This is a genomic window from Vibrio lentus (assembly GCF_002875945.1).
Classification (GTDB): domain Bacteria; phylum Pseudomonadota; class Gammaproteobacteria; order Enterobacterales; family Vibrionaceae; genus Vibrio; species Vibrio apostichopi.
In genome coordinates this window covers 33,441-47,421 of the sequence record NZ_MCZK01000111.1, presented here as the reverse complement: position 1 = coordinate 47,421, position 13,981 = coordinate 33,441, and the positions used below count along the sequence as shown (strand labels likewise).

12 protein-coding genes are annotated in these 13,981 nt (G+C 43.6%); 5 read left to right on the top strand and 7 right to left on the bottom strand.

Translation table 11 applies throughout. The features are described 5' to 3' along the window. Positions 1–66: 66 nt before the first annotated feature. From cdd to sbcB, 4 genes are all read right to left on the bottom strand, one after another. Positions 67–954, bottom strand: a complete 888-nt coding sequence (gene cdd, locus BCT49_RS10980) for a cytidine deaminase (RefSeq protein ID WP_102435242.1) — start codon at positions 952–954, stop codon at positions 67–69. Between the two features lie 289 nt (positions 955–1,243). Then, on the bottom strand, positions 1,244–1,921 hold the full coding sequence (locus tag BCT49_RS10975; protein WP_102435241.1) for an LrgB family protein: 678 nt from the start codon (positions 1,919–1,921) through the stop codon (positions 1,244–1,246). A gap of 2 nt (positions 1,922–1,923) precedes the next feature. Then, positions 1,924–2,295 (bottom strand): CidA/LrgA family protein, encoded by a 372-nt coding sequence (locus BCT49_RS10970; RefSeq protein ID WP_102435240.1) that lies wholly within the window; start codon positions 2,293–2,295, stop codon positions 1,924–1,926. Positions 2,296–2,319: 24 nt separating this feature from the next. Beyond that, positions 2,320–3,744, bottom strand: coding sequence for an exodeoxyribonuclease I (gene sbcB, locus BCT49_RS10965; protein WP_102435239.1), 1,425 nt, complete (start codon positions 3,742–3,744; stop codon positions 2,320–2,322). Positions 3,745–4,770: 1,026 nt separating this feature from the next. Between sbcB and BCT49_RS10960 the strand changes: the two genes are divergently transcribed. The 4 genes from BCT49_RS10960 (at position 4,771) to BCT49_RS10945 (ending at position 8,908) form a co-directional block, all read left to right on the top strand. Next, complete coding sequence (locus BCT49_RS10960; RefSeq protein ID WP_102435238.1) at positions 4,771–5,205, top strand: DUF4402 domain-containing protein; 435 nt, start codon at positions 4,771–4,773, stop codon at positions 5,203–5,205. A gap of 161 nt (positions 5,206–5,366) precedes the next feature. Continuing rightward, the gene (locus tag BCT49_RS10955; protein ID WP_102435237.1) at positions 5,367–5,696 is read left to right on the top strand and encodes a DUF4402 domain-containing protein; all 330 of its coding nucleotides are present in this window, start codon (positions 5,367–5,369) and stop codon (positions 5,694–5,696) included. Then, entirely contained in the window at positions 5,693–6,403 is a 711-nt protein-coding gene (locus BCT49_RS10950) for a fimbrial biogenesis chaperone (RefSeq protein WP_102435236.1), read from the top strand. Before BCT49_RS10955 ends, BCT49_RS10950 begins: the two co-directional genes overlap by 4 nt. Before the next feature lie 54 nt (positions 6,404–6,457). Next, entirely contained in the window at positions 6,458–8,908 is a 2,451-nt protein-coding gene (locus tag BCT49_RS10945; RefSeq protein WP_102435235.1) for a carboxypeptidase-like regulatory domain-containing protein, read from the top strand. Positions 8,909–8,958: 50 nt separating this feature from the next. Here the strand turns inward: BCT49_RS10945 and BCT49_RS10940 are convergent, their stop codons facing one another. Further along, positions 8,959–9,705 carry an ADP-ribosyltransferase gene (locus BCT49_RS10940; protein ID WP_102435234.1) on the bottom strand — a complete coding sequence of 249 codons (747 nt, stop codon included), beginning with the start codon at positions 9,703–9,705 and terminating at the stop codon, positions 8,959–8,961. 280 nt (positions 9,706–9,985) lie between these two features. On the opposite strand from BCT49_RS10940, the gene BCT49_RS10935 reads away from it, so the two are divergent. Beyond that, positions 9,986–11,815: a ricin-type beta-trefoil lectin domain protein gene (locus BCT49_RS10935; protein WP_102435233.1), complete on the top strand. Its 1,830-nt coding sequence runs from the start codon at positions 9,986–9,988 to the stop codon at positions 11,813–11,815. Positions 11,816–11,867: 52 nt separating this feature from the next. On the opposite strand, the gene BCT49_RS10930 is transcribed toward BCT49_RS10935, so the two are convergent. Both BCT49_RS10930 and BCT49_RS10925 read right to left on the bottom strand, forming a co-directional pair. Next, positions 11,868–12,716 carry a sterol desaturase family protein gene (locus tag BCT49_RS10930; RefSeq protein WP_102435232.1) on the bottom strand — a complete coding sequence of 283 codons (849 nt, stop codon included), beginning with the start codon at positions 12,714–12,716 and terminating at the stop codon, positions 11,868–11,870. A 104-nt stretch (positions 12,717–12,820) separates the two neighbouring features. Then, positions 12,821–13,834, bottom strand: coding sequence for a DUF2804 domain-containing protein (locus BCT49_RS10925; protein WP_102435231.1), 1,014 nt, complete (start codon positions 13,832–13,834; stop codon positions 12,821–12,823). Between the last annotated feature and the right edge of the window lie 147 nt (positions 13,835–13,981).

Genomic DNA, 13,981 nt, shown 5'->3' with positions numbered 1-13,981 from the left:
CAATCATAAAAAAAGCAGCCCCGTTAAATAGGGCTGCTTATTTAAATTTTTGTTAACTAGATGTACTTATATTGCTAAGTAAGTCACTGGAATGTCGGGATTAATCGCTTCTAATGTAGATTGCGTATCCGCTAGGTGACTGATGCTACCTTCGGCCATTTCAACCAACGCTGCGTTTTCAATTTGTTCAAAATCGAAGCCAGCCAATTTTAGCTGAATTAGAGCCACTTGTAGAGGTGGTAGGCTAGGGTTGAACGCTGCGTTTTCAGCGTAAGCACCCGTAAAGATTTCGCCTGTTGCCAGTTGTAGTGAAACGCCACTTAGGTTCTTAGTGTAAGGAGCGTGACTGCGGTTCAATGCAGCTAAAGCGTCTACAACAACAGGGCTCGTTTCATCTGTTGTGTATTGGTGGTTCAGCTTTGTCATCAAGCCAGTTGTCACACCTAAATCAGCAGGGCCGAAAGAGTCTGGCAGGTATTCCTGCAGTGACATTTCATCGCGTTGTGGAAGTTGAACCTTCAGTTCTTTTGCCGTCGTCAATTCGTTCATGAATTGGCGACAGTGACCACAAGGGCTGAAGTTGATAGTGATGTCAGAAAGGCCTTCTTCACCCTTCATCCAAGCGTGGCTGATGGCTGATTGTTCAGCATGAACTGTTTGACCAAGTTGAGCACCTGCGATCTCCAAGTTTGCACCGAAGTACAAGCGACCAGATAGGCCACGCACGATGGCACCAACATAGAATTCAGAAAGAGGCGCATAAGAGTATGCTGCTGCGATTGGCAGTAAAGCTAGGCGAACTTCTTTATCAGAAAGACCGCTCGCATCTAGCAAGCTTTGCAACTGTTCTTTAGAGATAGTGGCGTCAAAGTTGTCTGCTAATACGATGTCACTCAAAAGCGCTTTCATTGATGTTGGAGCACTTTCCAGCGCCAGGGTAATACGACTGTTCATGTTGAATCCTTAATTGACCTTAGGCTTTAATTCTATGCAATGCTCAGGATTTTTCTGTGATAATGATCACTATTGCGTTGTTGTTGTTACATTGGTTTGCATAATTAGAGTGAGGTCACAGATGAAATCGATTGCAAGGACAAAAATCATCGTTGATATCGCAAATCAAAGGTTAGTTGGTACCGTTATCGCTAAATAATGGCGACGAAAAAGCCCAAACAGACGCTGAAATAACAGTGTAATGTTTGGGCTTACATGATCTTATAAAAATAATTTCAGAGTCGATTGGTTAAGAGTAGAGCCAAATCACCACTGAAAATACGCTAGGTGCAATGATTGAGGTGATAACCCCACAAAGAACCAACGCTAAAGAACTGAATGCCGCATCTTCTTGGTTCTTTTCAGCACAGGTAGCGGTACCTAAAACGTGAGATACTGTGCCCATGGTTAAACCTCTGGCGATCGGGCTCTTAATTCCAATCAGGTTATAGATAGGGTAAACAAAGATGGCTCCGAACAGACCAACGATTAACACCAGAATCGCTGCAATCGCTGCTTCACCGCCAAGGTGGCTCGATACTTCCATTGCAATCGGTGTGGTGACCGATTTACCTAGCAGGCTAGCAATTAGGCTTAGATCTGCTTTAAAGGCAACAGCAATCAATGCTGTCGTGGTCATCGACATTACACTGCCCAGCGTGCAAGCAAAGGTAATGATGCGCCAATTAGCTCGAATTTGAGGTAACTGCTCATACAAAGGGTAAGCAAGTGCCACAACTGCAGGCTGAAGCATGTAAGTAATCCAAGTGTTGTCTGCGTAATAGGTCTCGAAAGGGACCTTGAAGAACAACAAGATAGGAATAATGATACTAATGCTGATCAGTAACGGATTACACAGCGGTGAGTTCACTTTCTGGCTGACCCAACGAGCAAACAGAAACACCACGATAGTGAGTAGAATCCACATGATTAGTTACCTCTCGAAAGCAAGCGGTCTAAGAACCATGATAGAGACACCAATACGATCAGCGTTCCACCAACCGCACTCGCCATAATTGGCAGTGCGTTGGCGATAAGCATATCAAAGTGATCCATTAGCCCAACACTGATTGGGACGAACAATAAGATCATCAAACGAATAATCAAACTGGCACCGGGCTGCACCCAGTGCGAAGGAACGATACCAATCACCATGGCAGTAAACAGAATCAACATGCCAAAAATACTGCCTGGGATTGAGGTCTCTAGATATTGTTGTAACGCATTGCCTGCAGTGAGAGCACCTATGATTAAGGTGAAGGAGATTAAGCAGTAAACGAGTTTGATCAATCTTTCTTTCAAAGTGTCACGTCTCTTGATTATGAATTAACTAGCTAACTTTTCTACGTACTGATAAACCGCTTTTAAGATAGCCATTTTCTTCTCGTCGCTTTCGTGTTCATGCGCGAGGTTCTCGAGGTTCAACATATAATCCTCTAAACGACTCTCATAATACTCACGACAGTGGTTAGCCCATTTCAGTTGTTCAGCTTCGTCTAGCGTCCAAGGGAAATGGCGAGCACGGTAACGGAACAACAAAGGCTTAATACGTTCGTCACCAAAAGTGATCTCCAGTGCTGCCAAGTTATTCGGGTCAGTTTCGCGAATGATGTTCATCGCGGTTTTATCGGCGGGTGAGAAGAAACCGTCGTAAAGATGTGTGTCTACGTCGTCGCTTTTCTCGTATTCACGCTCTTGTGAATACAAACCGATCAGCTTTTCACGGATCTCTGGATGTTCACGCAATAGGGCTAGGTTCTTCAAGCATTGTTGACGGTCGATACCGATCGTTTCCGCGTTTTCAGCGGTGAGCGTTTTTGCTGGCGCGAGAATAGGGCACTTGTTGAGTTGTACCAGTTTGATTGGTACTGGTAGTTCATCTTCAGCAAGCTCACTGCGCTTGGTATAAAGCCTTTCTCTTAGTTCATCCGCATCCATTTCCAGTAAAGGACTTGGATCTTTCGCTAGGTCGACCACAATAACCGCGTTTTGGTTGGTTGGGTGCCATGCCATCGGCACTACCCAGCTTGTGTAATTGCAATCACGACCAAACATGCCAGAAACGTGCATTAAAGGTGTCATGTTTACGATGTCGACTAAATCGTTCAACTTGCGCTTATGACGCATGTTGTAGAGGTAATCAAACATCTTAGGCTGTGCGGCCTTTAACTTCTTAGCCAGTTCGATAGTCGCAATAACATCAGCCATCGCATCGTGCGCGTTTTCGTGTTCTATGCCGTTTGCCACAGATAGGTGTTCCAGTTTGAAACTTGGAAAACCTTCATCGTTTGTTGGCCAGTTAATACCGTCAGGGCGCAGTGCATGGACTGCTCGCATCACATCCAATAAATCCCAACGTGAATTGCCGTTCTGCCAGCTCCACGCATATGGGTCAATGAAGTTGCGGTAACAGGTGTATCGTGTCACTTCATCATCGAATCGAATACTGTTGTATCCCAGGCTTGTGGTGTTCGGCTTAGCAAGCTCGGCATGAATCTTAGTGATAAACTCAGGCTCAGGTAGGCCTTGTGACATGGCTTTCTGAGGCGTAATTCGAGTGATTAATGCAGCTTCAGGTCCAGGCAGATAATCAGCAGGAGGCTGGCAGTAGATAACTAAAGGCTCCCCGATAATGTTGAAATCTTGGTCGGTACGAACACCGGCGAACTGACTCGGGCGATCTTTCGCTGGGCTAACGCCCCATGTTTCGTAATCGAAAAAGAAGTAGGTCGACTGATTATCTGAACTCATTGAATTTCCTGAACAGCAAGCGGGAGCCGTTTACTGTGGCTGAAGGTTAGTTTTGTTCAGTATCTGATAGTATGCGGTACGCGTGCAACCCAGATCACAAATAAATTGCCGTAAAACGGTGGTTTACTATTCAATCGAGTCGATAGGTGTGCTTTAAAATCCAATAGTGACTATTTCTTAGTAACTCTTCTGTCTGTTTGCCTCTTTTATCTATTGGTCTTTATGAGCTGGCTTTTATGAATTGGGTTTGAAGTTACCGCGAACGACCTGGTTTTCGGTTTTCGATTTGCTCTAGCTTCTGTGGTTTGCTCTAGCGGCTGTGATTAGGGTTAGAGGCTGTGATTAGGGTTAGAGGCTGTGATTAGGGTTAGAGGTGCATTCATTTTCTTGGACAGGTATAAGCTATCGTACGAGTGTTTAAAGTGCTTCATCTGCCTGTCTGGTGCTCTGCCACACAGGTGTCCGTGTGCAATATAATTCTCTTAGCCTTAATTAATTTCGGGGTATTTATGAGTGTATAAATCGACTTAATTGGTGAGTTCTACTTGTCTCATTTTTAATACTTTATATACACCTTTTTTTAATTGGATAATACAAGGGGTGATAATATTTCACTTTTATTACAGTTTGAGATTAATATTACCTTGTTTCATTTTTGAGACTATATTGCAATACGATGATCTATATAATAAATAACCTTAATTAAATAAGTGTTTATTGCTCCCCTTTATTTTGTGGTTATTTTAATTAAATTATATTCTATAAAAATAATGGCGTACAAAAACAAAGGAATTAAATGTAAAACCAGTTTTATATCTGACTGATGGAAATAAGTAAATACCATTATTTTTGCTAGTGTTATTTATATCAATTTGCGTGATCTTATTCTCACTGCGCCTCATTTCTTTATAAATAAGTGTCAATGTATATATTTTCTAAATAGGATTGTTGTTACTTAATTGTTAACTTTGATTGACTGTTAGGTAACCCTAATAATAAAGCCGATTTATATAAAGGATTAAAGAAATGAACAAAGTCTTTAAGGTTGTTGCTGTATCTGCACTTTCTATCTCTTCAGCGAACGCTTTCGCTGTGAGTGACACTTTTGATGCAACACTAGAAGTAAAACAAGCAATTACAATGACAAAAACGAGCGATTTGGACTTCGGTATCATCACTTCAGATAACACAACAGATGTTGTTATCGCTCAAGGTGATGCAGGAGCTGCGGCATTTACGCTTTCAGGAGAGTCTGGTGATGCGGTAACAGTAAGTATTTCTGATACTAACTTGGCTAACGGTGTAAATACGATTGCAGCAGAATTCGACTTTAATAATGCTATAACCCTTACGGGTGGTACTGCGAATCTTAATATTGGTGGCACTGCACGTACTTCAAGTGCAACTCTAGTTGCTGGTACTTATACTGCAAACGTTGCAGTCGATGTTACTTACCAGTAATTAAATGAAACAAGTATAATATTGTGGCTGTTGTATAGCAGCCGCTTTTACTATGAAGTCTCTATTAAAATATTCGATACTTATAGGCCTGATTTTTTTATTCAAGCCCATTTCATGCTCTAGAAATCATTCCTGAAAATATGGAAGTGAAATTTCCGGGTATGTATATCTCTGGGTCGGGTCAAAATGCCGATGCTAATCCGGCTAGTAGTCAGATCTATGTGGTGCGTTTTTATGTTGAAGGCGAGCCAGGTAAAAAAATCGTGGTTTCTCTCCCTTCTAAGCAGTACCTCAACCATTCTCGTAAATCTAAACGTCTTCGTATTAAAAAGTTCTATTTTGGCTGCGGTTTATCAAAGCGAGGCAGAGCCAAAATAAAAGGCAATGGAAGAAGCAAATTACTGTGCATTGGTGCGAGAGTGAAAATCGGCGCCAATCATCCTGCTGGCGTTTATACCAGCACTATCCCTTTTGAGGTTAATTATAAATGAAGTTGTTTATCTCATGCGTTCTCGGCTTACTTTTCACGGCACAAGCCTATGCTCAACTCCTAATCGCTCCCACTCGTTTTGTTCTAGACGCTGATACCTCCATAACGGAAAAAATCGTGGTGGAGAATAATTCAGATCAACCGATTCGATTGGAGATCAAACCTATCTATCGACCAGTAAAGGCCAATGGACTGGTTCGCACCGACGCCAATATTGCTGAGTCTGAAAACATCGCCAATTGGATTAAAGTCTCACCACCGATTATTCGTGAACTGAAACCCAATCAAAGACGAACCGTTCGCTTACGTATGAACGCCTTGCCAGCCGATATGCCTGATGGCGAATACCGAGCTTACTTATGGTTTTCACCTATCGCAAAAGCATCAGAAGCTGCAGCGCCTGATTTATCCCGAAAGGTTCGTTCTAACAACGGTTCAGCGTTTCAGCTTAACTTCCATATCAACAGCTATGTACCGGTTTACGTTCAGAAAGGCGAACAGGTACAAGATGTGAAGTTTCAATGCGATAACCAAAACCTCAAGATCACTAATGACGGCAAGTTTCAGTTCAGCGCTAAATTGAATGTCGATGAACATAGCGAAAAAGTGGTGTTACTTCGTAATGCCGAGTTAACCAAGCCGTTCCCGAAAGGTTCAAAGGTTTCATTGGTGCAAAACGACCAATCCTTGTACGAATGTGTATTGTAGCTTGAACTGTGTGTTGCCAGTGATTGTACGCCCGACTGAGTGACTACAAGATCCATGTTTCAACATTTGGCTTGTCGAGTTGCCTTGCTTTGCTCCCTGTTTCCACTTGTCGCTCATTCGCAGTCAGAAGAGGAAAGCGAGGCGACTGAACTTTATCCTGCTCATATTGAAGTTCGAGTTGGGCAAGTCGGCGATAGCTTTTATCGTGTCATGATGGATGACTACGAAGAACCGTTTATTTCGATATCGAATACTGCATTTTCTCTGTTAGAGATGAATGGGCAATGCGATGAAAACGGCTATTGCGAAATCTACCTGCCACAAGATGTGGGTAGAGAGTCTCCTCCCTATATTGTCGATACCGAGCAAGCCGTCTGTTATCGCGATGACAACAATATCCAGTCAATCAAATTTGAAGTGATCGACTCGGAAACCTACATCCATTGGTACAGCTTACAAGCCTGCATTCCCGCCAAAATCCGGTGGGACATTGATGACTATCGGTTAACGGTCTCTCCAGAATTTAGCTCGTTGACCGAATTAGAAGCGGTGATCTCAAAGATCAAAAATGAATCCCGTAAGAAAGCGGAAAACTTAAAGCGCGCGGGCAACATTCCAGCGATAGAACCGCTTGCGACTGTGGGTTTAGCGACGAGAGTTGCAGCTTCTGTTTATCATGATAGTGAAACTGGCGGCGATGTTTACGCCATCTCTGACACCATTTTAAGTACTGAACACTCCTTGTCTCGACTGTCTATTGATTCACGAGAAGATCAGCCTATCGTTTATTACAACATTGCGGTTGAGGCGCATGAAGGAGAAGGCTCTCTTGAAATCGGCCATGTTTTGTTAGATGGCAGCGTTTTTACCGTCAATCAAACACTCGAAGATGGGCTCTATTACACCAACCGAAAGCGTCAACCTGAATTTGGCAACTTGCAACTGGAACGGACGACCCAACCCAACATCAGTATCGATGTGCTGGTTAACGGCATCTATCAAACGACTTATCGTTCTGATGAGTTTGGACGTTTCGTTATTGAAGAAGACAACATCTCACCGGGTGACACCATTAAGTTTCGCTATTACTTATCGAAAGGGGTCTGGCAGGAAGAAGAGATTACTGTCGCCGGTTTAGAAGATGCATTTTTGCCACGCAACGAGTGGGGCGTGCAAGTGGTCGGTAATGAAGGTGCAGACAGAGCGGGTGCCGTAGCTCTGGAATATGGCCTTGCTGATTACTTTACCGTGGGGAGCGCTTTCATGAGGCAACATGGCAAAGACTTGGTTGGTTTTCAGGGGCGATATTTACCGACACATTGGTTTGCAGGTCATATCGGATGGTTGCCTGATTTCAATCGCTTTCCAATGGAGTTTGATATCTTGTTAGGTGGCGACCAGTCAGCGTCAATTGAGCTCAATAAAACCGATGAATTAGACTTGGATTCGATGGAATACGACGTATTCAAATACAACTTGTCGCTTGCAAACCTCACGGCATTTTTAACGGTCAGAGACGATGAAGACGAGCTCAGTGTTGAACCCAAAGTTAACGCCAAGGTGTCCCGTAATTTGTTCCTCTCTTATGCCGGCGATTATCAATACATAAAAGACTCTCATGAAGACAGTTATTTACACACAGTCGAACTCGCCAAAAGTGGCTTTTCTGATACGTCGTGGAATATCTCTGGAACGGTTAATGGTTCAGGTCATCATGAAAGAACCGAACTCTCTTTAAGAAATGCATGCAAAGAGTGTGTGCTTGATCCTTTTAACCTATTCCAAGAACTCACCACGAACGTATCAGCACGCTATCAGAAACAGGATGTGTCGTTTACGGCCTCCTTGGAAGCGCGTGTGAATCCTTACTTACTGTTTAAGCTGGAAGGAACCGAAGACCGTTACGGCGTGGAAATGACCACGGAATTTGGGGCCAAAACGTACTTTGATGAAAACATCGGAGAGTTTGTCGAATGGAACCGATACAACCATTCTAAGTTGACTGGCATTGTCTATGATCACCACAAACAACCGATAGCTGGGGTAAGCCTACAAATACTCGATCAACGCGCGGTCAGTGATTCAAAAGGTCACTTTGAGTTTTCGAGTGTTCCGGCCCGAAGTAATCTCCCCATCTATATTGATGAAGGGGCGCTCGATTTGAACCTCACACCGATTCAAAACCCTGTGATTGTCAATACCAAGCAGGTGGGATTGACTCACGCGAATATCGAGATGGTGGTGTCATTTGGTGTTGATGGCACAGTGGAAGGCGTAATCGAAAGCAATGCGTATCTGCACTTCAAACATATCCAGAAAGGAACTGAATATTCGAGCGAAATAGAGAGCGATGGCTTTTACATGGTAGAAGGACTGATCGCTGGAAAATACATGATCACCCTAGAGATGGGCGACAAAAGGTACGTTCAAGGAGCCGATTTAGACGGTGACTTTTGGGTGAGCGACTTAACATTCCAGCTGATCGACTTTCATAAGGTCTATTAATGCTAGTTGAGGCTGAGAATCGATGTTCTCAGCCTTTATCTTAACGCTCACTAGTAGACACAGGCTTCCGCGACCGTGAGGGTTTCTCCTGAATGGAGATCTTTTATAGGGCGCATGCCGACTTGTTCTGCTGACATTTCACGATAAATCACCTGATTTCCCTCCGGCGTGGTATTGATAGCAGTGACCTCAAACAGAGAGTTTCTATTAATGAGTACTTCTAGTTCATCATCGCGCACCGTGGGTATCACGATGCCATGTTGACCAAGGTTAAGCTCAAATCGAGAAAGTTGCCCATTATGAAAAGTATAAGAGGCTGTTTTCGAGATAGACGTAGATAGGTAGGAATTGGGACTGACGATATCTCCAACTTTTACGGTGTCTCCGTAAGCGGAGAGTAAGCTCTCCCCACGAAATACTGTCCCTTTGTACTTGATGCCATGTTCGAACGCAGAGTCTATTTCATTGATTAAGGCTTCTGTCTCCGAGTCCATTCTCCCTTGCGCTAAGCCTTTTCTTATCGGCTGATATGCATCATCTTGATACCTTTCTAGCGCGTCAACCTCACTAGAATTTAGGTGTTGGTTCTGCATTCCTGCTTGTTGGTGAAGCTGCGACCGAATCTTAGCGAAGTTTCCATAATTCGATTCGAATCCTGGGTCGGACATATCTTCAAGAACGGCTTCAATGCTATCAGCACTGTAATACTGGGCGTTATATTTGAGGGCGGCAAGTGAGGTAAATGGTATTGCAGTAAGGCAAAGGGCAAGCATGTAGTGAATATGTGAGTAACTCATTTTAGTAATAACAATCGTTGTTTTAATAGCTTTTAATTATACATAGTATGCGCTTTGCTTAATATTCTTATTCTCTATCTATTTGATTATTTATAGATAATTCGCGCTCTAATTAGTTAAGAAGATAAATGAAGGTGTTATTCGAAAGCGAATCACAGTTTGATTTATTTGCACGATCGTGAAATTGATTTATCCCATAAAGCGAACCACTCTGCTTACTTTTTCCTGTTAATGGTAATTATTATCAATAACAATAGTAACTGAGAGAGTAGAAATTTTAATGAAAACGATCGTAACTTTATTTTCAGCGATGCTCCCATATGCCGCAACCGCGAGTGATTCACAAGTAACTGAATTCATGGAAGCGTTTCATGAATCTCCCCAAGCAGTCATGGATGCTGTTCCTGAAAAAAGTGGTCATGTTATCTCTGCCGATAACTCTGAGTATATGAGTCGCCATCGAGACTTGATGAGAGACACCATAATGAGAAGGGGGGAAGCAAATTCACAAATATCAGAATTCTTATTGTCACCTATTCGACAAAACGATAATCCAGCTCGTTTGGTTGACGCTGGGAATGATCTGATTCGCAACTTAAACCAATTGGCTCGAGTGGTACCTAATCAAACACGACTTGATGTTCAACCTTGGTCAGATACCTATTGGCCTCTGTATTCTGGTGCGCTTGCTTGGCGTTATGCCGATAAGGAACTTAGAGCGAACAATTGGCAAGATTATTTCAACTTCAGTCATTCGCAAAAACCACTGGAGTATTATCAGGGCAAAGACCGTGATGATTTGTCGCCAGCAGAAAAATATGATCTCCTGGTTGGAGATGGGGATTTTACTCTGACTCAACGTTCGTGGGATTCGGGTAAGGGGTATTATGAGTCTCGTGGCCATGTGGAGCGCTGGATGGGCCTTTGTCATGGTTGGGCACCTGCCGCATATATGCTTCCTCGACCAAAGCAATCGCTGATTGTACCTGACGCGAATGGAGAGCCGATTACTTTCTACCCTTCAGATATCAAAGCACTTGGGACCTTGTTATGGTCTGAAGCGCCGTTCAATTCCCGCTTTATTGGTGGTCGCTGCAACGCAAAAGACCCGGCGAGAGATGAAAATGGGCGTGTTGTCGACCCAAATTGTGTAGATACCAACCCAGCCAGTTGGCACTTATCTATCCTAAATCAGCTGGGGATTTCTAAACGCAGCTTAATCATGGACTCAACCTACGACTATCAGGTTTGGAATCAACCTGTTGTTGGTTATAAGGTGACCTATTTTAACCCGCAAACGAACCAAACTGCTTCTCAACCAGCAGCAGTAACCATTGACCTGAGTGATTACCGTAAAGATAGATTTTCTAGTTACCGTTCTTCAAATGCCCAAAGCGTGGTTGGCGTTCAGATGGTGGTCAGTTATGTGGTTGAGATGTCCCCAACCCATAGAACCAGTGACTCGCCTCGTTTCGATGGCATTACCAACGTCACTTATTACTACGATCTGGAACTTGACCAGAATGGCAACGCAATCGGTGGTGAATGGTATCAGAACCGACATCCAGACTTTTTATGGACACCGACTCCTCAAGCGGTGGCTAAGTCTTACTACGATGGCCAAGGTCAGTGGGATATTACACAGCCTGTTCCTCAATCTTGGCAAGATAACGCTCGCAGAGCATCACGCAGTACTCAACCACTAACATCGGTCGTAAACGCTTTGTTTGAAGCATCGAGTGGCACGGAGACCGGTGTTGAATGGCGAGGCATTGTTACTGAGTCAGAAGATGGATTGAAATGCTTAGATGCCGAGGTCGATGGCTCTAAATCAGGTTTAGTCATTTATGGTTGGCGCTGTCACGATGGTGACAATCAAAAGTGGAAAATGAATTCGGATGGCAAGTTGATCAACAAAGCCGATCCAACTATGTGTCTTGACCAAAATGGCATTGATATCAGCTTAGAGGCGTGCCGAAATCACGAGACTCAACAATGGCGATGGGATAATGGTCAGCTTAAGAATGGCTTGGCGAACTCACTAAAGTGGAATGAACGTACTTGGTTGGTGGGAGCTGATATCAACGGTAGTCAGTGGCGTTGGAAATAAACTTAATGGATGGCCCGCGTTGTGCGGGCTTTTTATTTCTAGACTAAGGGTGTCAATCAGAAGGCGGCGAGAGCATTAATTTTACTTTCTGCTTCATTGTCAGCTTTTGGTTTCGCAAATCATTGAAGATAGCTTTCCATTCTTGAAAGGTCACCGTTATCGGGTTGAAACTGCCTACAGGTTTAGTGACGCCGTAACGCACCATTTCGATTTCAGGTTCAAACGTACCAAATAACTTATCCCAGATAATAAGAACGCCCGCGTAGTTTTTATCGATGTATTGCGGGTTTCTACCGTGATGAACCCGGTGATGCGAAGGGGTGTTCAAGATATATTCAAATGGCCCTAAGCTTCGTACCCATTGAGTATGTACAAAGAATTGCAGACCTAAGTTCAGAAGCACCACAAAGATCACCCATTTAGGATCGAAACCTATAATGACTAACGGCACCCAAAATAGCCACATCCCAGCAAGTGGGTACATTAAGCTTTGACGGAAAGCCGTACTGAAGTTCATGCTTTCTGAACTATGGTGTGCCACGTGTGCCGCCCACATCCAGCGAACGCGGTGGCTTGCCCTGTGAAACCAGTAATAGAAAAAGTCCTGCAGAACCATTAACACAATGAAACTCAACACGCCCATTTCAATGTCCAATAAGTGCCAACCAAATAACCACAGATAAAGCTGAACGATCACGAGTCCGGTTAATAAATCGGAGAGTTGATGCATGCCTGCTAACGTGAAATTACAAATCACTTCCGACAGCTTGTAGCTAGAATTCTCAGGCAATCGGCCTTGTTTCTGGCCAATGAAGTACTCGGCCAACATACAGATCATGAACAAAGGAGCTAATACCAACAGCAGCCATTCTGGGTGATTGATTAGTGCATCGATATTCATTTCTTGTTCCTATTCTACTATCTGTATTTGAGAGTCAGCTATATTTGAGAACCATATCCTAAGAGCCTGAGAATCGGAGTTGGAATCTTGGTTCATGCGTTTTATTACCAACGAGCGAAATGATCTTCGGTCAGGCCGAGAACATTATCGAGTTGGTGAGTTACGCTGTCGTTGTCTTGAATCGATCCAGAAAAGTGACCGATAAACTGGCGGAAGTTACTCTTTAGCAGCCACAAGTTGAGCTTCTCACTGCGCTTATTGAGGGGAGTAAAAGTCAGGTTAATACGACCATCTTGCGAGGTTATCTGCCAAGGTAAATCCGTATCTTTACGACTAAACGTAAACTGCACGGCATTGAGCAAGTGTCTGGTGCCATTCACCCACAATACGTTTTCACACCCTCCGGTTTCATTGACACCTGCCGCAAGGTTGAGGCCAATATTTGTATTATTGGATTTCGCGTTGATGCTCGCCCAGCGCCAGCTGGTTTCGCGTCTCATGTATCCCGCAGAGAAATCATACCCAGCACGAGCTTGCTCTAGGGAGATAGGCTGTTGATTAATCTCAAGGCTGCCCGTTACTTTTAACGCGTTATGCTTTTGGGTGTAGGTCCAACCTGAGTAACCTGTTGGGCTGCACATCGCCATGGGTAGGCTTTCGCTTTCTGGCTCTAAGCAAATTTTGCCTTTAATGAGTTTCGTGTTGAGTAACACTTTCCATTGTCCGTTCTCAATATAAAACCCAATTCTTTGCCCTGCGATGTGTGTGATGCCTTCAAAGGGTGAGCTCGTTACTTGTTTATCAAAGCCAAATGGTCGTAACCATGAACACTCTTCTAACTCGTTATTCTGGATATCGTAGACGTAACAAAACGCCGAACCCAAGTAGCGAATGTCTACAATGGCCACGCCGATTATGTGAGTCTCGGTAACAATACTGACAAATTGAAATTGCTTGTAATGGAAGTGCTTTTGCCACGGGTTGGCTTTGGCATCCATGGAGTTTCGGTAGTCGAATTTTTCTATGTTGAGATGTTTTGGAATGCCATCGAAATGCCCAATCGTCGGCTGACCATTAGAATCAATAAAACTGTGTGGAGCAGGGTTGGTTTCTATCATTGCGATGGTTCACATAAATTTAACAATTAACAGCATTGTGCGACGAGTAACGTAGAATTGGGAGGTCATAATCGGACAAGAACAGGCTATCAATCACGATTTTGTCAGTATGGATTGTTTATGCGAAGTGGTCATGAGTTTGGAAAT

Bases quoted from the DNA above. Each gene is read 5' to 3' on its own strand.
- cdd (WP_102435242.1), bottom strand. From the start codon at position 954: ATGAACAGTCGTATTACCCTGGCGCTGGAAAGTGCTCCAACATCAATG.
- BCT49_RS10975 (WP_102435241.1), bottom strand. From the start codon at position 1,921: ATGTGGATTCTACTCACTATCGTGGTGTTTCTGTTTGCTCGTTGGGTC.
- sbcB (WP_102435239.1), bottom strand. From the start codon at position 3,744: ATGAGTTCAGATAATCAGTCGACCTACTTCTTTTTCGATTACGAAACA.
- BCT49_RS10960 (WP_102435238.1), top strand. From the start codon at position 4,771: ATGAACAAAGTCTTTAAGGTTGTTGCTGTATCTGCACTTTCTATCTCT.
- BCT49_RS10955 (WP_102435237.1), top strand. From the start codon at position 5,367: ATGTATATCTCTGGGTCGGGTCAAAATGCCGATGCTAATCCGGCTAGT.
- BCT49_RS10950 (WP_102435236.1), top strand. From the start codon at position 5,693: ATGAAGTTGTTTATCTCATGCGTTCTCGGCTTACTTTTCACGGCACAA.
- BCT49_RS10945 (WP_102435235.1), top strand. From the start codon at position 6,458: ATGTTTCAACATTTGGCTTGTCGAGTTGCCTTGCTTTGCTCCCTGTTT.
- BCT49_RS10940 (WP_102435234.1), bottom strand. From the start codon at position 9,705: ATGAGTTACTCACATATTCACTACATGCTTGCCCTTTGCCTTACTGCA.
- BCT49_RS10935 (WP_102435233.1), top strand. From the start codon at position 9,986: ATGAAAACGATCGTAACTTTATTTTCAGCGATGCTCCCATATGCCGCA.
- BCT49_RS10930 (WP_102435232.1), bottom strand. From the start codon at position 12,716: ATGAATATCGATGCACTAATCAATCACCCAGAATGGCTGCTGTTGGTA.
- BCT49_RS10925 (WP_102435231.1), bottom strand. From the start codon at position 13,834: ATGATAGAAACCAACCCTGCTCCACACAGTTTTATTGATTCTAATGGT.